Below are 22,425 nucleotides of genomic sequence, written 5' to 3'. Positions count from 1 at the left end.
CCTCCGAACTTGGAGTAGCGTTCCGCACGTACCTCATCGGAACGTCCCAGTCCGGAGGGTCTAGGGGCGTAACTACTTTATAGACACTCTCGGAGAAATGAATCACGATGGACGGATGCGTGTCGAGCGACGAACTCCTCGACATTCTCGGGGACGCTGAGGGGAGAGCGCTCCTCGTTGCACTCCGACGTGAATCTCAATCTGCGAAGGAACTCGCGGAAACCACCAATCTCTCGTTGCCGACTGTGTACCGACGCCTCGACAGACTCAGCACGTACGGACTCATTGACTCGACGACCGAGGTGGAAGCAGACGGCACGCACTATCGCCGGTATGAGTGTTTGTTCGACGAGACGGTCATCACGCTCACTTCCGAGGGATTCTTTGCCGAACTCTCGTCCGACGAGGAGGTTCTCAGCCCGGTGGAACCAGACGGGACGAGTCCTGACTGAGTGAGCAACAAACAGATTGAGTTGCGGGTGGGATTCGTCTCAGACATGATATTCTAAAATCACGTTTGAGAGGTCTGTTCAAACGTTTGAAGCATTTAAGCCGTTTTTCAGCACGAGAAATTCCTCCTCTACATTTATACCAATAACTGACTATCAGGAATCCATGAATAGTCCAGGCGCGCGCTCCGGGCAGGGAGACGCGCAGCGTCAGGGCATGGGGGTTGAGTCATGATAATAGACCCGGCACGGATGGCATCCGTCAACGGACCGGGACCAGACAGCGAAGTCGCGATGGACGTGATTCGGGAGACAGCGAAGGGGGATGTCTCTCTTGTCGCCATCTATGGGGCGACGGCGTTCAATCTCTTCCACGTGGGGGAGTCCGTTCGCGAGTCGTTCGGAAGTAAATCTGAGCTTATTGAGCATCTGAGCGACTTGGCCGAAGAGACGCGCCGGGAGTTCATGGAGCGCGGCCTGTTCTCCGGACTCAGTCCGGTCCAAAACAGCGTCGAGTTCCAGTTCGATGAGCAAGACGGCCACGGCGTGCTGCAGGTGTACTGCGGCGGCCGTGGGATGTTACTGTTCGTGGACCCCGACGAGGACGTGCAACCCCTCGTTCGGACCGCGTCCCACCTTCTCGGCGGTATGTAGCACGACCGAGGCCTCCCCGGCCTCGGATTCGAACCGCGTGACACGAGAGTGGTATCGCTCGGGAGCGACTGCTCCACGCGGGGTGATGTAGCGTGGTGTGATGATTCTGCGAGGGTGCACGCGACTTTCTCCGAGGACGCACGCGAGTCGATACCGTCCATCGTGGGTCTGCCTACCCGTGAGACCGCGAACCGCCACATTTTATGCCGAACACCGGGAACGAGCGACATGGACCAGTTGCGTCAGTCCCTTCTCGACGCGCCGATTATCGAAAAAGGCGACTACGAATACTTCGTTCATCCCATCAGCGACGGGGTTCCGATGCTCAAGCCCGGACTGCTCCGTGAAATCGTCATTAAAATCATCCGCAAGGCGAACCTCGAAGACGTAGACAAGATTGTCACGCCCGCGGCGATGGGGATTCACATCTCCACGGCCGTGTCGCTCATGACGGATATTCCGCTCGTCGTCATCCGAAAGCGAGAGTACGGTCTCGACGGTGAGGTTTCGCTCCACCAGCAGACCGGGTACTCCGAGGGCGACATGTTCATCAACGATGTCAACGAGGGCGACCGCGTCCTCGTCCTCGACGACGTGCTCTCGACGGGTGGCACGATGAAGGCCGTCCTCGACGCGCTCGACCACATCGGCGCGGATGTCGTCGACACCGTTGCTATCATCAAGAAGGCCGGCTCGAACGAACTCGACGACTCCGAACACCACGTCAAGACGCTCATCAACGTGACCGTCGAAGACGGCGAAGTTATCATCGTCGACGAACACGGCGACGACTGAAGACCGCTTTTTTCCACCACTTTGTTGTTATGGATAATAGACACATCTCAGATTGAGACATCGTCATCTCGGTTGAAACTAGTTCACAACTTTCTCGACCCCGATTAAATAGTTTATTCGTTTTCGAAGACGGCTCCGGGGTATCAGTGTCATACCATAAATAATCGAAGGTTATTTACATTATTGACTGTCAGAGATGATATGGCATCACGTAACAATGTCAGATTCGATAGACGGTCACTCCTTCGGACAATTGGTGCAGGCGGGCTCGTAGGCCTCGCTGGATGTACTGGTGATGGGGGTGAGAACGCGACGACCACCGGTGACGGCGATGGCGGTGGAGGTGACGATTCTACCTCGACGCCCGCCCAAGACCTCGGTGACACGCTCGTTGGTCCCGACGGCGAGCAGGTCACGCTGAGCATGGTCTACAGCACGGGCAGCGAGACGACCAAGACCATCGCTCAGTTCATGAAACAGGAGTACGGGAAGATGGGTATCGGCGTCGAGTTGACGGGTGTCCCGTTCAACACGATGCTGTCGAAGTACGCCCAGAACACGTACAAGCCGGACGACAGCGAGGAGCGTTCTTCGTTCAACGCGGGGCCGCGTGACGAAGCAACGAGCCAAGAGCAGTGGGACCTCATGCTCGGCATCGGCTTCAACTCGTATCCCCGAACGCCGACCGCGATTCGACCTTTCTGGACGAGCGAGAAGAAACGAAAGCAGTCCACGGTCAACTTCTACGGCTACCGCCCGAGCGAGGACATCGCGGGCATGCTCGACGAAGCGTCCCAAGAGACTGACGAGGCAAAGCGTCAGGAACTCCTCGCAAACGTCTTCGGCGTTCTCAGTCACGACCAGCCGGTGAATTTCTACGAGTTCTCTGTGGACCTCAACGGCTTCCAGAAGGGCATCAACGGCATCGACGCCGGTCCAAGTATCGGGTACAACGCTCAGCAGTTCTTCCGTGGCGAGTCGGGTAGCACGCCATCGGTCGCGGACGCGTACAGCGTCGGTGCGGGGACGGATGCAAAGACGCTCAACCCGATTCGCATCAACGACACGTCGTCGAGCAACCGCCTCTCGCTGACGCTCGACGGAGCATACTCGCTGGATAACGACGACAACGTCGTTCCGCGGTGGGTCGAGTCCATCGACACCGACGACAAGCAGAACTACGAGTTCACCCTCCGCGACAACCTCCAGTGGGGCGGCGACTACGGCCAGATGACGGCCGACGACTGGGTCTACTACATCAAGGAGGTCCATCAGGCCGAGGACAACTGGGCGGGCGACGTGAACCAGTCCGACTGGTTCCGCGGCGAGGAGCCAATCCCGGTCGAGAAGACGGGCAAACTGAGCTTCGAAATCCAACTTCCCGAGGTCGACCCGGCGTTCGTCAAGAAGCCCATCATGTGGGGGGCGATGTGCCTGCCGAAGGGTCTCGTCGAGAAATACCGCGACATGGACGACGGCGGCAACAAACTCAACCAGTCGACGGAGATTCAGGAGATTACCTACTCCGGCAACCTCGGTCCGTACACCTTCGAACGCTGGGACCGCGAGTCGGTGTTCGTGGCGAAGCGCAACGAGAACTACTACCTCCGCGAAGTCGAAGGCTACGACGGCACGCCGTACTTCGAACAGAAGAAGTACCAGGTGTTCGGCGAACAGTCGACCCGGCTGTCGGCGTTCGAGACTGGCGAAGTCAGCTACACTGGTATCCCCTCCTCGAAGGCGAAGAAGTTCGAAGACCTCTCGTCGACGAAGGTCATCCAGACGCCGAACGCGTTCTGTTCCATCCTCGCGTACAACCAGCGCGCAAACGGCTGGGACCAACTGCGTACCCGCGAAATCCGCAAGGCGCTCTCGATGGGTGTGAACAAGCAGACCATCGTCGAGAACATCGACCGCGGCTACGCCAAGGTCGCCCACACGCACCAGCCCGAGTACTCCGACTGGTTCGACGACTCGAAGGTCGAAAAGACCGGCGTGGGCGAACACTACGGCACCGCGAACGCCAAACAGATGCTCGCCGACAACCTGTCGGGCGACTACACCTTCGAGTGAATCTGGAGGGTCCCCGATGAGTATGCACTGGTACGTCGCCCGCCGTGTCGCGTGGGCAGTGGTTGCGACGTATCTTATCTTGAGTATCACCTTCGGCCTCCTCGCCGTCGCACCCGGTGACGGCCAGACGGCCTTCGCGTTCAAAGCCGCCACCCAAGGTGGCGACGTCGACGAGGCACAGGAGACGTTCGACGAGATAACTGGCCGCGACGAACCGCTATTGACCCGGTACAAGAACTACATGGTGAACATGGCGACCCTCAACTGGGGGTGGTCGTTCACCCGGAACCAACCGGTGTTAGACGCCATCGCCCAAGCGTACCCCTACTCGTTGATGTACGCCGTTCCAGCGACGCTCATTTCTATCGTGGCCGGGTACGCTATCGGTCTGTACTCGGCGACCCACCAGTACACGCTGACCGATTACTTCGGGACGTTCACGGCCTTCTTCGGCATCAGCATCCCGAACTTCTGGTTCGGTATCATGCTGATACTGGTGTTCGCCGTGGACTTGGGGTGGTTGCCCAGTTACTACCAGACAGGACGTGGGGTATGGACGGTTGCAAACGCCAAGCAACTCATCTTGCCAATCATCGTCCTCTCGACTGGAGCCATCGCGGGCAACATGCGCTACTCTCGCGCTGAGGCGCTGGAGTACGTCCACGCCGACTTCGTAAAGACGGCGCGGGCGAAGGGTGCGGACGACTGGCGCGTCCTCATCCGGCACATCTTCAGACCGGCGCTCGTCCCGCTTATGACCATCCTCGTCGCCGACATCCTCGGCCTGCTCTTCGCCGGGGCGTACATCACGGAGGTGGTCTTCCAGATTCCCGGTCTCGGGTTGTTGAGTTACAAAGCTATCATCCAACAGGACACGGCGCTCGTCATGGCGACGACGCTCATCCCGGTGTTCATCGCAATCATCGGAAATCTCGTACAGGACATCGCCTACACCGTGTTGGACCCGCGAATCAGCTACGGTGATCGATAATGGCGGCCGATACGCGCTCCGATACGGCCGCAACCGACCGCTTCGAGGACGTCGACTGGGACGAAATCGGCGGGCTCGGCTTCACGCGCCGAACGCTGGCACTCGGTACCTCCGCGCTGGCCTACGTCGTCGCAGTCGCCTACGACGTGTTCCTCACCGAATCGGCGCTCCTCTCGGGGACGAACTGGCTGTTCCTCCTCACGCTCCTCGCAGGCGTCTTCTTCGTGGCGTGGCCGCTCGCCGATAACCGCCGCCTGACGGCGTACTACTGGCGGCGATTCAAGAAGAACCGCGCCGCGGTCATCAGCGCCATCTACCTCCTCGTGGTCTTCGTCCTCGGGACGTTCGGCCCGATGCTCATCGCGAAACCCGAGTTGAACGTCCTCGCGGCGTACCAACCGCCGGTGTTCCTCACCGTCGACTCCAGCGTCCCCACGAGTTGTGTGGGACAGGTCGTAGATGGGATGTGTCACGGGTCGTGGAAGTACCCGCTCGGGACGACGAGCGACGGGAAAGGCATCGCCAGACTCGTCGTCTTCGGCATGCGCGTGAGCATGCAGGTCGGTCTCATCACCATGCTTATCGTCATCAGCATCGGAACCGTCGTCGGCACGTCGGCGGCGTACTTCTCCGGCCTCGTCGACGAAGTGCTGATGCGCTACGTCGACATCCAGCAGACGTTCCCGACGTTCTTCCTGTTCCTCATCGTGACCTACCTGTTCAAGCCGAGTCTGTTCTTGCTCATCACGATTTTCGGCTTCCTCGGATGGGGCGGCATCGGGCGACTAGTGCGCTCCGAGGCGCTCCAGCGGCGCGAAGAGTCGTACATTCAGGCCGCCGAAAACGCCGGTGCCTCGGACGGATGGATAATCCGCCGACACCTGATGCCGAACGTCTCGAACACGGTCATCACGGCCGCGACGCTTCTCATCCCGTCGTTCATCCTGTTCGAAGCGACGTTCGCGTTCCTCGGGTTGACCGACCCCTCGACGCCGTCGTGGGGGCAGGTCATCTCCTCGGGTCGCGGCGACCTCGACAGCGCCTGGTGGATTGCGACCATCCCCGGCGTGTTCCTGTTCTTCACGGTGCTGGCGTTCAACTTCGTCGGCGACGCGTTACGTGACGCGCTGGACCCACGTTCGGAGGGAGACGCATGACCGACCCGCTTCTCTCCGTCCGCGACCTGCGCGTCCAGTTCAACACCAACGAAGGAACCGTTCGCGCCGTCGACGGCGTCTCGTTCGATGTCGCTCGCGGTGAGACGGTCTGTGTCGTCGGCGAGTCCGGTTCAGGGAAGACTGTCGCCTGTGAGTCTATCACGAAACTCATCCCGATGCCACCGGGCGAGATTTCCGGCGGTGAGATTCTGTTCGACGGCGAGGACCTCACCGAGGCCTCCGAAAACCGCCTCAAAGACATCCGCGGCGGACGAATCGCCCACGTCTTCCAGAACCCGCAGGGTGCGCTCAATCCGGTCTATCCGGTCGGGGCACAAATCGTCGAAGCGGTTCGACTCCACCGAGACGTGTCGAAGGAGGCGGCGCGTGACCGCGCCATCGACCTGCTCGACCGTGTCGGCATCCCGGAGGCAACAACTCGTGTCGACGACTACCCCCACGAGTTCTCCGGCGGCATGAAACAGCGCGTGGTCATCGCCATGGCGCTGGCGGCCGACCCGGACCTCCTCATCGCCGACGAACCGACCACCGCGCTGGATGTGACCATTCAGGCGCAGATTCTCCGACTCCTCCGCGACCTGCAAGAGGAGTTCGGGATGAGTATCGTCTTCGTCACTCACGACCTCGGCGTCGTCGCCGAAATCGCCGACCGAGTCGTCGTCATGTACTCGGGGAAGGTGATGGAGACGGGTCCCGTCTACGAGGTGTTCGAACAACCGTCGCACCCCTACACGAAGGCGCTTCTCGGGTGTCTCCCTGGACAGGGGCAGTCGATGAAACCCATCGGTGGCACGCTTCCCGACCCGAAGGACCCACCCGCAGGGTGTCGATTCCACCCGCGGTGTCCGCACGCGACGGCTGATTGCCGCGCAGGCGACCATCCGCAACTGCTCGAAGTGGGCAGTCAACACGAGGCCGCATGCGTGTACTATGGACCGGGGTACGATGCGTCGGTCATTCGTGGCGACGCCGTCTCCGAATCGACCGTGACGGACGGCGGAGACGAGTTTGCCGACTCCGACGCTGCCGCGGACGAATCGGGAGGTGACGACCGATGAGTTCCGACCCGCTGCTGTCGGTTCGCGGACTCAAGAAGCACTACCCGATTACGAAGGGTGTGTTGAAGAAGGAAGTCGGCCGGGTGAAAGCGGTCGACGGCATCTCGTTCGATGTCGAACCGGGCGAGACGCTGGGCATCGTCGGTGAATCCGGCTGTGGGAAATCTACGGCTGCAACGTCGCTCCTCCGGTTGGAAGAGCCGACGGACGGCAACATCGTCTTCGACGGCGAGGACATCACCGACTTCGACGACACCCGACTGAAGGCGTTCCGCCGACGGGCACAGATGATGTTCCAGGACCCATCGTCGAGTTTCGACCCGCGAATGAGCGTCGGCGAATCGGTCGCCGAACCGCTCGCCATCCACGGGATGCGCGACCGGAGTCGCCGTCGCCGAATCGTCGAGAACTTGTTAGAGCGCGTCGGCCTGTCAGCGACTGCCTTCGACCGCTATCCGCACGAGTTCTCCGGCGGCCAGAAACAGCGCATCGCGCTCGCGCGGGCGTTGGTCCTTAATCCGGACCTCATCGTCGCCGACGAACCCGTCTCCGCGCTGGACGTGTCTATTCAGGCGGAGATTATCTCGCTGATGCGCGAACTCCAAGACGAGTTCGACCTCGCCATCGTGTTCATCAGCCACGACCTCGGCGTCGTCCGCGAGGTGTGTGACCGCGTCGCCGTGATGTACCTCGGTGAAATCGTCGAGGTTGCGGACACGAAGACGCTCTTCGACGACCCACAACATCCGTACACGCGCGCACTTCTCTCGTCGATTCCGACGCCGGACCCCTCTCGACGGAACGAGCAAATCGAACTCACCGGCGACGTGCCGAGTCCGTCGAACCCGCCGTCCGGGTGTCGGTTCCACACGCGCTGTCCCGAGGTCATCCCGCCCGCGGAGTTCGACCTCGAACAGACCGAGTGGCGGCACGTCCTCGACTTCCGACTCCGCGTCGACGGTGGTCTCGATGTCGACGACGTTCGGGCGTTCCTCGTCGCCGAGGGCGTTGCGAACGAGCCCGAAGCGGTCCCGGACGATGCCGTCCAGAAAGAGCTTCGCCGCGAGTTCGACATTCCGGAGACGCTCTCGGACCCGACGGCCGAGGAAATCCTCACGAAGGGCATCTCTGAACTCGTCGAGGGCGACCACGAACAGGCCGCTCAGACGCTCGACGAAGCGTTCACCACCGTCTGTGAGCACGATTCGCCGACCCTCGAAACGGCAGGCAACGGTGCGACCGCCGCTTGCCATCTCGTCGACGAAGGTGTGACCATCGAACCGCCCGCGAGCGACGATTAAGTAGCGAGTCGCGACGACTCGGCGGGAACCCACACCGGGTTTCCGCCTTCCCGCTTCCTTTTTACCGTCAGTTCATACCCCGCGTCGATGACATCCGCACTCTTCATCGTGAGCGAACATGGCTACTGGGGCGAGGAGTGTATCGAGCCACTCACCACCCTGACCGACGCGGGCGTCGATATCACCGTCGCCACACCGACTGGAGGCGTTCCGGTGGTCGACGAGCGCTCTATCGACCCGGAAAGCGTCGGCGAGGAACTCGCCGAGCACGTCCGCGACGTACACGAGAACGACGAACGACTGCAGAACCCCGACCCGCTCGCGGCGGTTGACGCCCACGAATACGACGCCGTCGTCTTCCCCGGCGGCCACGGAACCGTCTGGGACGTAAACCAAGACCGACACGCCCGGCAGGCCCTCTTGCAGGGCGTCGCCGGAGACGAGAGCAAGGCGCTCGTCGTCTGCCACGCAGCCGGTATTCTGGCGTTCACTCGCGAGGCCGACGGTTCGCACCTCGTCGATGGACGCGCAGTCACTGGCTTCCCGAACGAGTGGGAAGCAGACATCGTCGACGACGATGACCTGCTGCCCGACGGTCGCAAGCTTCCGTACTGGGTCGAAGACGAGGTGAAAGCCGCTGGCGGCGATTGGGACGCCGAACTCGACAGCGAGACGAGTGTCACCGTCGACGGCGACCTGATTACTGCTCGTGGCCCCGGTTCGTCCGCGGAAGCGGCGCAGACGCTCTTGGACGAGTTGGACGTCGCATAGGCGGGAGACGGAGCGCGACCGAGACGCGCTACTCGATTTTGAACACGGCTTCTTCGATACCTTCGCTCCGACACTCCGGACACCGCGAGGGGTAGTTCACTGGGTCGTCGAAGGCGCTGAACCCGCAGTTCCGGCACTCCGGCGGGGCGACGAGAAACTGCTCGTCGTCGTCGCTGTGAATCGACCGAGCGACGTGCTGGAGGTGCCCGTAGACGGACGAGGCGGGCACGCCGACCGTGGTCGAAAGCTCGGAGGCGGTTGCGGGGTTAGAACGGAGGACATCGGCGATTCGCTGGCGGGTCGTCGCGGAAGACTCCCGGTCGGTCATATCGACACATTGGGAGGCAACGGGAAAATCCCTTCTGGCGTTTCGGGGAGTGTATTGTCAGCAAAATAGAGAGGATGCAAAAAGGCCTTGAACTCGTGGTGGGACTTCAACAGTATGAAAGCAGTCGTCCTTGCAGGTGGGTACGCGACGCGTCTTTGGCCAATCACGAAACACCGCCCAAAGATGTTCTTACCGGTGGGCGAGGACACCGTCATCGACACCATCTTCGAGGATCTCGAAGCCGACGAGAGGGTGTCTGAGGTATTCGTCAGTACGAACGAGCGCTTCGCAGACGCGTTCGAAGACTACCTCGCGGAGTCACCGTTCGATAAGCCGACGCTCTCGGTCGAAGACACGAGCGCCGAAGACGAGAAGTTCGGGGTGGTGGGAGCCCTCGCACAACTCATCGACCGCGAGAACGTCGAAGAAGACCTCGTCGTCATCGCCGGTGACAACCTCATCAGTTTCGACGTGGGCGACTTCGTCGACTTCTTCTACGAGAAGAATTCGCCCTGTCTCGCCGCCTACGACGTAGAGAGCCGCGAACGCGCGAAATCCTACGGCCTCGTCCAACTCGACGGTGACCGCGTCGTCGACTTCCAGGAGAAACCCGAGGACCCGAAGAGTACGCTGGTCTCTATCGCGTGCTACGCCATCCCGGCGGCCGACCTGCCGAAGTTCGAGGAGTACCTCGCGGGTGACAACAACCCAGACGAACCCGGGTGGTTCATGCAGTGGCTTCAGCAGAAAGGCGATGTCTTCGCGTACACCTTCGACGGCGCGTGGTTCGACATCGGAACGCCCCAGAGCTATCTCGACGCGGTTGCGTGGTACCTCGGCGGCGAGAACTACGTCGACGATTCCGCCACGGTCGAAAACTCCACGCTCGGAACCAACGTCCACGTCATGGCCGGCGCAGTCGTGGAAAACTCCCACCTGGAAGAAACGGTCGTCTTCCCCGGTGCGGTCATCCGTGACGCCGAACTCAAAGGCTCTATCGTCGACGAGGAGACCCGAATCGAGAACCTCGACCTCTCGAATGCGCTCATCGGCGCACACTCGCAGTTGACGAACGGCCACGGGCAGTAAGCACTCGTCGCACCGATTTCGTCCCTTTATTTTCGTACCCGTGAGTTGCGACGCTTTCCGGACACCGAACAAGACGTGGTCGAACGGCCTCTCAGCCGAGGGACGCGTCAGTAATGTCGAGGTGGCCCCGCGTCCGCTCCCACACCGTCTCGTATTCGAGTTCGATTGGCCGGTCCATGTGCGGCCCGTCGGTGACGAACGTCTCGAACTCGCCGCCTTCGCCGAGGATGTGGACGCCGTAGTCGTCGTTGAGTTCGGCGAGTTCGTCGAGCGCCGCCGCGTCGAGGGTTCGGCCGAGCCACGACTCGTCGAGGCCGTGGGCGGCGACCTGAATCAGCGTGATTTCGAAGCCCGCATCGAGCATCGCGTGGCCGAGGTCCCACGGGTCTTCCTGCCAGAGTGGGGCGAAGAGGTCGATTTCGAGACGGTCGCACATTCCCTGGATGCGGTTCGTCTGGAACTCGCTCTCGATAGCGCCCGCGGTGACGCCCGCAACGTCGAGTTCCGACTGAAGGTCCGAGACGGCCGCTTCGAGGGGTTCGAGTTCCGCATCACCTTGTGCGCCGGAGTCCTCGGCGGCGGACGCATCGAGGTCGCCGGGGTGGACGTTCACCTGTTCGATACCGATGCTCTCGGCCGCGAGGGCGGTGAGGTCCGTCGCGGGGACGTGGTACATGTACGAGTCGTCGCTGGGGTGGACGGTCAGAAGACGGGAGACGTTCAGTCCCTCTTCGAGCGCGCGATAAAGCGCCCACGAGGAGTCCTTCCCGCCGGAGAAGAGGCTGACCCACTCGGATGCCATGGGGGCGATAGCGGGTTAGGGGAGATAGGCGCTACGGTGTGGAGTTTCGGCTTACTCGGGGACGCGCGGCGCAATCGCGATATATCGCTCACTCGCGGGCGGCCCCCAGAGAAGTCAGTCGATTCGACCGGCCCAGTAGCAGAGCCCAACCCCGGTGAAAAGAAGGGTAATTCGAACCATGAACATCGCGCCATTCATGTTCTCACGGTCTGTGGCCACATAGTCTCGGTAGTACGAGCCGTCGTACGAGACGACGGCGTCGGTACGTTTCCAGAATTCGGTCCCGATGAGCGGACGACTCGTTCGAACTGTCCCTTCTCGAACGATTCGCTGAACACCTCGCGGTAAATCGCTCGCCGGTGTCGACGCGAGTTTGAGCGCCGTGGCGTTCGAGACTGGAGTGAGTGCAACACGGACTGTGTCGTTCTCGTAGTGCGTGGCGTTCGGTCGGTAGAACGCGTGGTCGTTGTTCGGAAACACGACGAGTGTTTTCTCTCTGTCGAACGCGTTCGCACCCGAGTAGGTCGACTCCGAGACGACCCGCGGACCGTCGTCTCGGACGGTTGGCGCGAGCGTACAGGACCCGGCGCACATGGCGGTCTTCTCGGGCCAACTCAACCACCCGTCGAGTCCTGCAGTAGTTGGTTCGATGGGTTCGACGGTGTACTCGTAGGTCCAAAAGACGGACCCAAGCGGCGCGAATACGACCGCGAAGAGTACTGCGGTTCCGAGCGAGAGGAGAATGAGGCGTTGCTGTGGAGGGTCAAGAGAGGGCACAGGTGTGCCTCGTGAGCGAGTTCATGTATTTCTTTCTACATGTATCCCAAGTCCCGAAGCCGCTCCATCAGATTCTCTTTGTCCTGCGCTCTGCCCTCACGTTCCTTGCTCGCACCGAGGTCCTGCACCCACGCCGGGCGGTCGTCGGTCTTCGCCGACCCGGATTCGGTGCCGAGCGAGCGGTAGCCCTCGAAGTACTTCGGCGAGACAGGAAGGTCCGACGGAGCGATGCCCGCCGGGAGGTCATCGGACGTTTCGGGGACGTGGCCTGCCGGATAGCCCTCGATGGAGTCGGGGACGATGTAGTTCCAGAACGCCGCCCACACGTCGGCCTCCTCGAACTGGAGAATCGGGTGGACGCGGTCGTGCGGCGGGTACTTCTCGGACTCGTGGCGGGGGCTGAAGAACGTCTCGTCGGCGCGGGCCTCCTGTTCGTCCCAGCGGACGCCCGAGAAGATACCGTCGAACCCGTGGTCGGAAATCACGTCGTTGAGTGCGACGGTCTTCAAGAGGTGGTTGCCTTCGAAGGTGTCGGCGTCGAGGACGAGCGTGTCTCCCTCGTAGCCGAGGCGGTCGAGTTCGCGTCGGGTCTCCGCGCTCAGGTCCGACAGCGCGAGTCCGTCGCCCGGTTCGGCATCGAGGCGGGCGATGTCCTCGTTGCGGGCGACGACGAGGTCGAGGTTCCACTTCTCGGTCCACTCGTGGACGAACGCCTCCGTCTCGTCGAAGTGTTCGAAGTGGTCGATGAAGACGACCGGCGGAACGGGCACGCCCATGTCGGCGGCGACTTCACGGACCACGTAGAGGACGACAGTCGAATCCTTCCCGCCGGTCCACATGACGGCGGGTCTCTTGTACTGTTCGAGCGCCGTCGCGGTCACGGTGGCGGCTTTTTCGAGTTTGTCTTCGAGAGTCGGATAGTCGGCGGCGGTCTGCTCACGGCCGTCGGTGTAATCGAGGCTCAGGTAGTCGGGAAACGCGAGAACCATACCCTACGTATCGACGGCTGACACTATCTACTTTCCTGCGAGACAGAGTTTCGGGGACCGAGACCGATACGCTGTGCGAACGAGCGCTCAGAAAAGTCGTCCGCGAGCGCGTCAGTTGCGTGCCGACTTCACATGTAACCGAGGTCGCGCAGGCGCTCCATCAGGTCCTCTTTGTCCTGGGCGCGGCCTGCGCGCTCGGTCGTGTTCTCCATGTCCTGCAGCCACGCCGGTTCCTCGGCGGACTTGTCCGTCGAGACTTCGCTGCCGAGACTGCGGAAGCCAGCGAAGTACTTCGGCGAGACGGGAACGTCTTCCTGCGTGACGCCCTCGGGGAGGTCGGCGTCGCTTTTGGGGACGTAGCCGTCTTCGGGGTAGTTCTCGACAGTGTCCGGGACTGCGAAGTACCAGAAGGCGTCCCAGACGGCGCTCTCTTCGAACTGGAGGATGGGTTGAATGCGGTCGTGCGGCGGGTAGATGTCGGGGTCGTGACGGGGACTGAAGAACGTCTCGTCGGCGCGGGCTTCCTGTTCGTCCCAGCGGACGCCGGAGATGACGCCGTCGATATCGTACTCTTCGAGGGTGTCGTTGAGCGCGACGGTCTTCAAGAGGTGGTTGCCGACGTAGGTGTCGAGGAGGAACGGGAAGGTGTCCTCTTCGTACTCCAGAATGTTGCGGATGTGGTGCTGGTTGTGCTCGGAGAGCTCAGAGATTTCGATGTCGTCGCCGGGTTCGAGACCGTGTTCGTCGACGTATTCGCCGACGTTCTCGTTGCGCGCCCAGATGACTTCGAGGTCCCACTCGTCGGCCCAGTGCTTGACGAAGTCCATGATTTCGTCGAAGTGCTGGTAGTGGTCGATGAAGACCGTCGGGGGGACTTCGAGGTCGTAGCGCTCTGCGACTTCTTTGATGAAGTAGAGCGTAAGCGTCGAGTCCTTGCCACCGGTCCACATGACGGCGGGGTTCTCGTACTGTTCGAGACCCTGCTTCGTGACTTCGATGGCCTTTTCGATTTTGTCCTCGATGCTCGGATAATCGTCCGGCGTCTCCCCCTCACCGTCGGTGTAGTCGACGTCGAGGTGGTCTGGGAAGGCTTGTGACATGACTCGTAATTACATCTAATTACAACGCATAAATTCCTTTTGTCCGCGGAAGTGAGAGGCGAATGGTATCAAATAACAAAGAGTCGGCCGCACGCGCCGGTCGCCAGCGAAGAGACGAGAGACCGAGCGAGGTCAGGAGATGAACTTGTTGTCGCGCCAGTTGACACCGCTGTCGCTGGACGAGTTCTGTTGTGGGTTCTCGACGACTTCGACCGAGGCAGCGCGCGTCTCGCCCTCGACGATACGCGTGGCTTGCAGGTCGCCGTCGTTTTCCGTAATCGCGGTCAGCGTCCCCTTCTCCGAGAGCAGTGCAATCTCGCGGAGCACGAGGAACATCGGGTACTGAAGCGCGGTGTTTTGCAGAACGGTTTCGAGGTCACCTTTGAAACAGGCGAACTCGACGAGTTCGGATGGAATCTCCTCTTCTTCTTCTCCCCAGGCTGGCGCACCCGCACGGGGTGGCTCCTCCTCGTACACGCGGTTCTCGGTCACGCTCGCTTTCAGTTGGGCCGTCGGCGTGTACTTGCTGAGGCTATCGTCGGTGGAGACGGCCTTGATGATGAGGGTGTTGTTGCGGCGCGTGATGTCCACGTCCTCGACCTCCGGTGGAAGGTCGGGGTCGTTCTCGAAGTAGTCCATTACCTCTTCGAGTGGCAGTTCCAGCGTCGAATGGAGTCGATATACGCGGCCTGACATTGTTGGCTTCGGTATCGACGATGACCCACGGTGCGGGCACACGCGGTTTCGATACCTGTGTGTGTGTACGCGATGGAGACTTATATTGTCTCCCCTTTCGGTTTGGCGGATGACGAATCGGAAAATCCCGGTTCAGTCGGTCGATTAGTTGGTGCCGTCGAGGGTCGATTCGAGTTCGCCGCGTTCCTCGAGTTCTTCGAGAATATCGCTGCCGCCGATAAACTCTCCGTCGACGAACGTCTGCGGAATCGTCTCCCAGCCGCTGTGTTCGTTTAGTGCCTCTCGGTAGTGCGGAAGCGCCGGGAGGACATCGATAGTCTCGAACTCGTCGACGTACGTGGAGATGAGTTCGAGCGCCTTCGCGGAGTAGCCACACTGGGGCATCAGACGGTTGCCCTTCATGAACAGCACGACGTGGTTGTTTTCGATGGCTTCCTCGACGCGGGCGTCGACCTCATCGGGGTCGAAGCTCTCGGGTTGGAACGTCATGGCACCAGGTAGCGGCCCCGACGACAAATGGGTTGCGTCGTTCCGCGCGGGATTCCCGTCGAGGGAGATGGCGTGACTGCCCGCCAACGCGGGCGGTATTACTGCCTGTCGGCGCGGACGGTGTTACTGCTCGCCGACGCGGACGACGTTGATGAGCGAGTGGACGGGAACGCCATCTATCTCCTCGACGCCCTGTTTGTCCACGATGACGACGCACGCGAGCGGAACGCCACCTTCGGCGCGGATGGCCTCGATGGTCTCTTTGAGCGTCGTCCCGCTCGTGACGGTGTCATCGACGATGAAACACTCACGGCCTTCGACTGGCGCGAAGTTTCGGGAGAAGCCACCGCTGATGTCGTCTATGTCGCCTTCGTCCCACTGGTGTTTCGCCGGGGCGTACGACCCGAGCGACGTCTCCAGTTCGCGGGACACGACGGTGGCGAGAGGGACACCGGCTTTTTCGATACCGACGGTGACTTCCGCGGGACCGTCAGACTCGGTCAGCAGGTCGGCGAGCGCGCGGCCGACGTACGTGAGGCGTGCGCCGCCGCTCCCGATTGCGTTCCAGTCGACGTGGATGTCGTGGGGACCATCGGGTTCCTCGGCCGGTTCGGGTTCGGCCGCGGTGCCGCTTCGCTCGACCAACCAGCTCGCCGTCTCGCGCGAGACGTTGAGTTCGTCTGCAATCTCTCCTTTCGAGAGACCTCGGTCCGCCAGCTCGGCCGCGCTGGCGATGAGGTCGTCGACGTTCTTCATACAGTGCCGAATTCGATGGCCGTTTTTATAGTGGTGTCGTCGTCGACGAACGCCTCCTCGAAGTCCGAAAGCGGGTAGACGTCAGTGACGAGATCATCGAGGAACCACCGCGGGAGCTTCGTGAACGTGACTGTCGCGGCCTCGAAGTGGCGAACGTGGGAGTTGACGCTTCCGACGAGTGCCTTGTTGTGAAGGACCATCTCGCGGTGGAACGCTCCGGCGTCGACTTCGAACGACCAGTCGTTCGGGACGCCGAGGAGGGCGGCCACGCCGTTCGGAGCCAGCGCCTGTACCGACTGAATCGGGTGTTTCGGGAACCCGGTGGCCTCGTAGATGAAGTCCATGTGTTCGTGTGCGTCTGGAATCTCGTTGACGGGGGTCTCACGGGAATCGACGTAGGTTCCGCCGAGTTTCTCGATGATGTCGATGGTCGGGTCGGGTCGGTCGCGGCGGCCGAGACAGTAGAGCGACTCGTAGGCCTTGTCGTCAGATTTCAGCATCGCAAGCGTCAACAGACCGAGACTGCCGTTTCCGAGAACCAGCGCAGACGAGGGGTCCCAGTCGAACGCCGAGCGGGTCGCGTAGGCGTGTTCGAGCGCCTTTTCGGTGATAGAAATCGGTTCGATGAGGAACCCCAGGTCGGCCTGTGACCGGGGGATTCGAATCAGGTACTCGACGGGACTGGTGAAGTACTCGGACATAAATCCGTGCGCGCCGACGATGCCGCGTTCGACGTACGCGCCGTCGGGAGCCATGTCCGGTTGGCCCTTTTCGAAGTACTCGTTTGTTCCCGACGTGGGCGGGCGGCGGACCGTCGGAACGACGATGTCGCCTTCTTCTAACTCGGTGTCGTTGGGGTCGACGACGACGCCGACCGCCTCGTGGCCGATGACGAGGTGGTCTTCGCCCTCCGGGAATCCGCCGTGCCCTCCGGCGATGACCTCGTGGTCGGTTCCGTCGACTCCGACCCGAAGCGTTCGGACGAGAACCTCCCCGGCCTCGGGTTCCGGTCGTGGCTTGTCGATGACGACCGGTTTGTCTTTCCCGCGTTTGACGGCGATAGCTTTCATACCGCTACAAACGCACCACCCCACCAAAAGACTTATTCTATGATGAGTAAATAATTGATAGTACGGTGAGCGCCTCGCGTCGTCTTACCAGCCCATGACGCGCCGCCTCGTGCGGACCAACTGTCCAGCCCAACCGTGTCGGCGTTCACCGAATCCCGTGCCAGTACCGTTGGCGGCCGACGCCCGTGCCCAGTCGGCCACCGCCGCGGTACGTTTCTGAAGAAACCAGCCACTCCGAGAGAGCGGTCGCTCGCACCGCAGTATCGCAAAAAAGAGTTGCCTCGTTAGTTGTCGGCGTCGTCGACAAGTTCGTCGGCCAGTCCGACGTAGGTCGCAGGCGTGAGCGCCAGCAGTTCCTCGCGTGTCTCTTCTGTCACGTCGAGGTCGGAAAACAGGTCGTGGAAGTCTTCGAGGGTCACTTCGCGGCCGCGGGTGAGTTCCTTCACACGCTCGTAGGCCTGCGTATCGCCTTCGCGCCGGAGAATCGTCTGGACCGCCTCGCCGATGATAGCGGGCGTATCGTCCAGTTCTTCGCGCATCACGTGCTCGTTCGGAACGACCTTCCCGAGGCCAGCCTGCGTCTTCTTGTACCCGATGAGCGAGTGGGCGAACGCGGCCCCGATGTTGCGCTTGACGGTCGAATCCGAGAGGTCGCGCTGGAGGCGCGAGGTGGTCACGTAGTCCGCGAGGAACGTGAGGTCCGAATTCGCCTTCGAGAGGTTACCTTCGGAGTTCTCGAAGTCGATGGGGTTGACCTTGTGCGGCATGGTCGACGAGCCAGTCTCGCCTTCGACGGCCTCCTGTCCGAGGTAGCGGTCCGAGACGTAGAGCCACGCGTCGCGGTCGAGGTCGACGATGACGTTGTTGACGCCGCGGAAGGCGTCGAACAGCGCCGCGAGGTCGTCACAGGGGTTGACCTGCGTGGCGAGCGCGGTGTGTTCGAAGCCAAGTGACGAGACGAACTCGCGGGAGAAGGCGCGCCAATCCACGTCGGGATACGCAGCGACGTGGGCCGCGTAGGTCCCCGAGGCACCGGCGAGTTTGCCGGAGATGGCGTCGTTCGCGGCTTCGATACGAGCGAGCGCGCGCCCCACGCGAGAGGCGTAGACGGCCATCTCCTTGCCGAACGTCGTCGGCGTGGCCGGTTGGCCGTGGGTGCGCGCGAGCATCGGTACGTCGCGGTACTCCTGTGCGAGCGCGACGAGTTCGTCGCGAATATCGCGGAGTTCGGGAACGAGAACGTCCTCGACGGCACCTTTGACCATCAGGCGATGCGAGAGGTTGTTCACGTCCTCGGAGGTGAGGCCGAAGTGAATCCACGGATGGACCGACTCGGGCGTCTCGGTGCGGATGAAGTACTCGACGGCCTTCACGTCGTGGTTCGTCGCGGAGAATCCTTCCGCGCCTTCGACTTCGAGGCGCTTGACGAGGTCGGCGTCGTCGGCGTCGAACTCCTCGTAGAGCGCTCTGAGGTCTGCGCGCTCTGCGTCCGAAAACGACAGCGGCGTCTCGTCGAGGTCGGCCAGTGCGAGGAGATATTCGACTTCAACGTGCACACGGGCACGCATAAGCGCGGCCTCGCTCACGTGCGGTGCCAGTGGTGCAGTTCGGGAGGCGTAGCGCCCGTCGAGCGGCGACACCGCATACAGCGGGTCGTTCCGGTCGGCGTCGGTCATGGTTGACTCGTCTCGGTGCGGGGGTTAAACGGTGGTGGTTCGACTCCGCGCTGGGACCCGAACATACGCACGGGTGTGAATATTTGCTGGCCCTTTCGTCCGAAGTCCCCGACGACATATACACAAACGAGGATAGATTTGGCCGCCCGGACCGCAACCACTTTGAGGACTGCGACACGCGTCTTTCACATGCTCACCATCGCCGGACTCGCGAGCAACCGTGGACGAAACCTGCGAAATATCGCCGACCGTGCCCCGGGCGGGGCCGAACTCGGCGTCGTCGTCTCGAACCACGCCGAGGCACCAATCCTCGACTGGGCGGCCGAACACGACGTCCCGACCGAAGTCGTCGAACGCGACGACGACGAGTCCCGCGAGTCGCACGAAGAGCGCATCCTCGATGTGCTCTCGGACTACGACTTCGACATCGTCTGTCTGGACGGCTACATGCGCGTTCTCACCTCGACGTTCCTCGACGAAGCCCCGACGACGCTCAACGTCCACCCCTCGCTTCTGCCCGCGTTCCCGGGGATGGATGCCCACGAACAGGTTCTCGATGCAGGCGTCAAGACGACCGGCTGTACGGTCCACGTCGTCGACGAGGAAGTCGACGGCGGCCCCATCGTCACACAGGAGGCTGTCCCGGTCTACAGCGACGACGACGAAGACGACCTGAAACACCGCGTGCTCTACGAGGCGGAGTTCAAGGCCTACCCGCGTGCGGTTCGCTGGTTTGCCGAGGGTCGCGTGACAGTCGAAGACGATTCTGTCACCATCGACGGCGACGAGGCTGCCGGGCTTCCCGAGCGCCGCGTCACCTCCGAGGACCGCTACGACACGCTCCGGTACGGCGAGAACCCGCATCAGGACGCCGCCGTCTATGTGGACGAGACATGTGACGAAGCCTCGGTTGTCGGCGCACCGCAACTCAACGAGGGCGCAAAGGGTCTGTCGTACAACAACTACAACGACGCAGACGGCGCGCTCAACCTCATCAAGGAGTTCGACGAACCCGCCGCGGCGGTCATCAAGCACACCAACCCCGCCGGGTGCGCCACGGCCGACACCCTCGCAGAGGCGTACGCCGACGCGCTCGCCACGGACCCGATGAGTGCCTTCGGCGGTATCGTCGCCCTCAACCGCGAGTGCGACGCCGAAACGGCCGAACTCATCATCGACTCGTTCAAGGAAGTCGTCGTCGCGCCGGGCTACACCGACGACGCGCTCGACGTGCTCACAGAGAAGAAGAACCTCCGCGTCCTCGACGTCGGCAGATTACATCTGCCGGGCAGCCAGACGCAGTCTGGCGATGTCGGCGAACTCGACGACCGCACCGAAACCTACACCGAAAAGGCGCTCGTCGGCGGGCGACTCGTCCAGGAGCGCGACCTCTGGACGCCGACGCTCGACGACCTCGAAATCGTCACCGAAACCGAGCCCACGGACGAGCAGTTAGAGACGATGCTCTTCGCGTGGAAGGTTCTGAAGCACGTGAAGTCCAACGGCATCCTCTTCGCCAAGGGCACGGAGACGGTCGGCGTCGGCATGGGACAGGTCTCCCGCGTGGACGCCGTGGAACTGGCCTCGATGAAGGCCGAAGAACACGCCGAGGGCAAGGACGCGCAGGGAGCCATCATGGCCTCCGACGCGTTCTTCCCGTTCCCGGACGGCGTCGAGAAGGCGGCAGACGCGGGCATCGAGGCGGTCATCCAGCCCGGTGGGTCGGTGAACGACGACAAGGTCATCGAGGCCTGCAACGAGCGCGGGATTGCGATGGTATTCACGGGACAGCGGTGCTTCCGTCACGACTGAGCGAAGCGAGGAAGTGACGGAAGTCAGTGAGACGAGCGCAGCGAGTCTCACGCGATTTCAGGCACGATTGAGCGAAGCGAAGGAGGGCCTAAAGTCCGGTGCACGAACTGCGTGAGTGCAGCGGTGTTTCCGCCACGATTAGTGGCGGAAACTCGTATCCGGGTGTAGCGCGGACACACAACTCCGACCACCGCTGTACCACACAAACAGTGTCAACCAAGCCGACAGCCCAAGAGATTGATAAGATGACTCTCGGATGTTGGCGACATGGTGTCGCTCGACCAGCGGGATATCACCCACATCACGAAAGTCGACCCGGCGAAGGAGCTACCCGAATCGCTCGACGTACTCGGCAACACTGACGCGGTCATCGTCGGTGGCTCAGATGGCGTCACCGAGGAGAACACCCTCGATGCAATCACTCGAATTCGAACGGCGTTTTCGGACCTCCCGGTCTTTCAGGAACCCAATAGCCCCGGCCACGTTTCGAGGGAGACGGTCGATGCTGTCGACCGCCTCTTGGTTCCGGCAGTCTACAACGGCGACAAGGACAATTTCGTCGAGAAGCACGTCGATTTCTTCACCGAAATCGGGAGTAAGCCGGAGGAGGTCGTCGGCGCGGGTCTGCCGTTCGTCGGCGACCTCATCGCCTCGAAGGGACGGGAAGTCGTCGCCGAACTCTCCGAGAAAATCGTTGGAGAGGGGTACGTCATCCAGAATCCCGACTCGAAGGCGGCGGCGGAGACGAACGTCGAGACGCCGTACACACCCGAGCAAGTCGCAGGGGCCGCGTTAGCAACCGAGTCGTTCTATCAGTTCCCGGCGTTCTACATCGAGTATTCAGGTACCTACGGGGGTCCCGAGGACGTTGCCGCCGCGGCCCCGTACCTCGACGAGACGATGCTCATCTACGGCGGTGGAATCAAAAGTCGCCAGCAGACCCACGAGATTCTCGACGCCGGTGCCGACGCCGTCGTCGTGGGCGACTGCTTCCACGACGACGCGGAGCGATACCTGCAGACAATACCGTGAGCAGCCGTCGAATCTCGACCGACGCACCACCATCCGAACATCTCCCCGTCGGTGAAAATCAACGGGACACTTCAAGTGTCGCCGAGTAGAATTCCGGTGTATGTACGAAGATATCTTGGTCCCGACCGACGGGAGTCCGGGGACGGAGAAGGCGGTCAACCACGCGCTCGAACTCGCCACTCCCGACTCGACGATGCACGTGCTGTCGGTCGTCGACCAGCGCGTCTACCTCGCCGCGGGCGGCGACCAGCAGGACGCGGTCATCCAGTCGCTTCGAGACGACGCCATCGAAGCGGTCGAAGACTGCGCCGAAGCGTGTGAAGAGAAGTGTGAGACGACGACGGCCGTCCGCGAGGGCGTTCCACACCGCGTTATCCTCGAATACGCTGACGAACACGACATCGACGTCGTCGTGATGGGGACCCACGGACGGACCGGCCGGGACAAACTCACCGCGCTGGGGAGCGTCACCGAACGCGTCGTCGAGAACGCCCACCGCCCGGTCCTCGTCGTCCACATCGACGAGTGACGCCGACCGG

23 protein-coding genes are annotated in these 22,425 nt (G+C 61.9%); 13 read left to right on the top strand and 10 right to left on the bottom strand.

The window, feature by feature from the left end:
* Positions 1–107 precede the first annotated feature (107 nt).
* The 9 genes from ACH9L7_RS07510 (at position 108) to ACH9L7_RS07470 (ending at position 9,270) form a co-directional block, all read left to right on the top strand.
* Positions 108–452 (top strand): ArsR/SmtB family transcription factor, encoded by a 345-nt coding sequence (locus ACH9L7_RS07510; protein WP_396613102.1) that lies wholly within the window; start codon positions 108–110, stop codon positions 450–452.
* Positions 453–701: 249 nt separating this feature from the next.
* The gene (locus tag ACH9L7_RS07505; RefSeq protein WP_396613238.1) at positions 702–1,103 is read left to right on the top strand and encodes a hypothetical protein; all 402 of its coding nucleotides are present in this window, start codon (positions 702–704) and stop codon (positions 1,101–1,103) included.
* A 228-nt stretch (positions 1,104–1,331) separates the two neighbouring features.
* The gene (gene hpt, locus ACH9L7_RS07500) at positions 1,332–1,898 is read left to right on the top strand and encodes a hypoxanthine/guanine phosphoribosyltransferase (protein ID WP_396613101.1); all 567 of its coding nucleotides are present in this window, start codon (positions 1,332–1,334) and stop codon (positions 1,896–1,898) included.
* A gap of 201 nt (positions 1,899–2,099) precedes the next feature.
* Positions 2,100–3,971 carry an ABC transporter substrate-binding protein gene (locus ACH9L7_RS07495; RefSeq protein WP_396613100.1) on the top strand — a complete coding sequence of 624 codons (1,872 nt, stop codon included), beginning with the start codon at positions 2,100–2,102 and terminating at the stop codon, positions 3,969–3,971.
* 16 nt (positions 3,972–3,987) lie between these two features.
* Positions 3,988–4,962, top strand: a complete 975-nt coding sequence (locus ACH9L7_RS07490) for an ABC transporter permease (RefSeq protein ID WP_396613099.1) — start codon at positions 3,988–3,990, stop codon at positions 4,960–4,962.
* A complete protein-coding gene (locus ACH9L7_RS07485; RefSeq protein WP_396613098.1) occupies positions 4,962–6,119 on the top strand; it encodes an ABC transporter permease in 1,158 nt (385 codons plus the stop codon). The genes ACH9L7_RS07490 and ACH9L7_RS07485 overlap by 1 nt, the downstream gene beginning before the upstream one ends.
* The gene (locus tag ACH9L7_RS07480; RefSeq protein ID WP_396613097.1) at positions 6,116–7,198 is read left to right on the top strand and encodes an ABC transporter ATP-binding protein; all 1,083 of its coding nucleotides are present in this window, start codon (positions 6,116–6,118) and stop codon (positions 7,196–7,198) included. The genes ACH9L7_RS07485 and ACH9L7_RS07480 overlap by 4 nt, the downstream gene beginning before the upstream one ends.
* Positions 7,195–8,499 carry an ABC transporter ATP-binding protein gene (locus tag ACH9L7_RS07475; RefSeq protein ID WP_396613096.1) on the top strand — a complete coding sequence of 435 codons (1,305 nt, stop codon included), beginning with the start codon at positions 7,195–7,197 and terminating at the stop codon, positions 8,497–8,499. Before ACH9L7_RS07480 ends, ACH9L7_RS07475 begins: the two co-directional genes overlap by 4 nt.
* 87 nt (positions 8,500–8,586) lie before the next feature.
* The gene (locus ACH9L7_RS07470) at positions 8,587–9,270 is read left to right on the top strand and encodes a type 1 glutamine amidotransferase domain-containing protein (protein ID WP_396613095.1); all 684 of its coding nucleotides are present in this window, start codon (positions 8,587–8,589) and stop codon (positions 9,268–9,270) included.
* A 28-nt stretch (positions 9,271–9,298) separates the two neighbouring features.
* Here the strand turns inward: ACH9L7_RS07470 and ACH9L7_RS07465 are convergent, their stop codons facing one another.
* Positions 9,299–9,598, bottom strand: coding sequence for a transcriptional regulator (locus ACH9L7_RS07465; RefSeq protein WP_396613094.1), 300 nt, complete (start codon positions 9,596–9,598; stop codon positions 9,299–9,301).
* Positions 9,599–9,712: 114 nt separating this feature from the next.
* Here ACH9L7_RS07465 and ACH9L7_RS07460 point away from each other — a divergent pair, with 114 nt between their 5' ends.
* Positions 9,713–10,687, top strand: coding sequence for a sugar phosphate nucleotidyltransferase (locus ACH9L7_RS07460; RefSeq protein WP_396613093.1), 975 nt, complete (start codon positions 9,713–9,715; stop codon positions 10,685–10,687).
* A 91-nt stretch (positions 10,688–10,778) separates the two neighbouring features.
* Here ACH9L7_RS07460 and ACH9L7_RS07455 read toward each other — a convergent pair whose 3' ends face one another.
* The 9 genes from ACH9L7_RS07455 to purB form a co-directional block, all read right to left on the bottom strand.
* Positions 10,779–11,489, bottom strand: a complete 711-nt coding sequence (locus ACH9L7_RS07455) for a diphthine--ammonia ligase (RefSeq protein WP_396613092.1) — start codon at positions 11,487–11,489, stop codon at positions 10,779–10,781.
* Between the two features lie 114 nt (positions 11,490–11,603).
* Positions 11,604–12,266 carry a hypothetical protein gene (locus ACH9L7_RS07450; protein WP_396613091.1) on the bottom strand — a complete coding sequence of 221 codons (663 nt, stop codon included), beginning with the start codon at positions 12,264–12,266 and terminating at the stop codon, positions 11,604–11,606.
* Between the two features lie 35 nt (positions 12,267–12,301).
* On the bottom strand, positions 12,302–13,255 hold the full coding sequence (locus ACH9L7_RS07445; RefSeq protein ID WP_396613090.1) for a phosphoadenosine phosphosulfate reductase family protein: 954 nt from the start codon (positions 13,253–13,255) through the stop codon (positions 12,302–12,304).
* Between the two features lie 128 nt (positions 13,256–13,383).
* Positions 13,384–14,355 (bottom strand): phosphoadenosine phosphosulfate reductase family protein, encoded by a 972-nt coding sequence (locus ACH9L7_RS07440; RefSeq protein ID WP_396613089.1) that lies wholly within the window; start codon positions 14,353–14,355, stop codon positions 13,384–13,386.
* 132 nt (positions 14,356–14,487) lie between these two features.
* Positions 14,488–15,051: a hypothetical protein gene (locus ACH9L7_RS07435; protein WP_396613088.1), complete on the bottom strand. Its 564-nt coding sequence runs from the start codon at positions 15,049–15,051 to the stop codon at positions 14,488–14,490.
* A gap of 144 nt (positions 15,052–15,195) precedes the next feature.
* Positions 15,196–15,540, bottom strand: coding sequence for a glutaredoxin family protein (locus tag ACH9L7_RS07430; protein ID WP_396613087.1), 345 nt, complete (start codon positions 15,538–15,540; stop codon positions 15,196–15,198).
* A gap of 123 nt (positions 15,541–15,663) precedes the next feature.
* Entirely contained in the window at positions 15,664–16,296 is a 633-nt protein-coding gene (gene gfcR / locus ACH9L7_RS07425) for a transcriptional regulator GfcR (RefSeq protein WP_396613086.1), read from the bottom strand.
* A complete protein-coding gene (locus ACH9L7_RS07420; protein WP_396613085.1) occupies positions 16,293–17,366 on the bottom strand; it encodes a glucose 1-dehydrogenase in 1,074 nt (357 codons plus the stop codon). The genes gfcR and ACH9L7_RS07420 overlap by 4 nt, the downstream gene beginning before the upstream one ends.
* Positions 17,367–17,650: 284 nt before the next feature.
* Positions 17,651–19,042: an adenylosuccinate lyase gene (gene purB, locus ACH9L7_RS07415; protein ID WP_396613084.1), complete on the bottom strand. Its 1,392-nt coding sequence runs from the start codon at positions 19,040–19,042 to the stop codon at positions 17,651–17,653.
* A gap of 189 nt (positions 19,043–19,231) precedes the next feature.
* Between purB and purH the strand changes: the two genes are divergently transcribed.
* From purH to ACH9L7_RS07400, 3 genes are all read left to right on the top strand, one after another.
* Positions 19,232–20,854, top strand: a complete 1,623-nt coding sequence (gene purH, locus ACH9L7_RS07410; RefSeq protein ID WP_396613083.1) for a bifunctional phosphoribosylaminoimidazolecarboxamide formyltransferase/IMP cyclohydrolase — start codon at positions 19,232–19,234, stop codon at positions 20,852–20,854.
* Between the two features lie 267 nt (positions 20,855–21,121).
* Positions 21,122–21,886 carry a heptaprenylglyceryl phosphate synthase gene (locus ACH9L7_RS07405; RefSeq protein WP_396613082.1) on the top strand — a complete coding sequence of 255 codons (765 nt, stop codon included), beginning with the start codon at positions 21,122–21,124 and terminating at the stop codon, positions 21,884–21,886.
* A 100-nt stretch (positions 21,887–21,986) separates the two neighbouring features.
* Positions 21,987–22,415 (top strand): universal stress protein, encoded by a 429-nt coding sequence (locus tag ACH9L7_RS07400; RefSeq protein WP_396613081.1) that lies wholly within the window; start codon positions 21,987–21,989, stop codon positions 22,413–22,415.
* Positions 22,416–22,425: the final 10 nt, after the last annotated feature.

Origin of the sequence: Haloferax sp. S1W (assembly GCF_044593955.1) — an archaeon.
Classification (GTDB): domain Archaea; phylum Halobacteriota; class Halobacteria; order Halobacteriales; family Haloferacaceae; genus Haloferax.
Note: the sequence above shows the minus strand (reverse complement) of the source record. Positions and strands in the feature narration are given on the sequence as shown.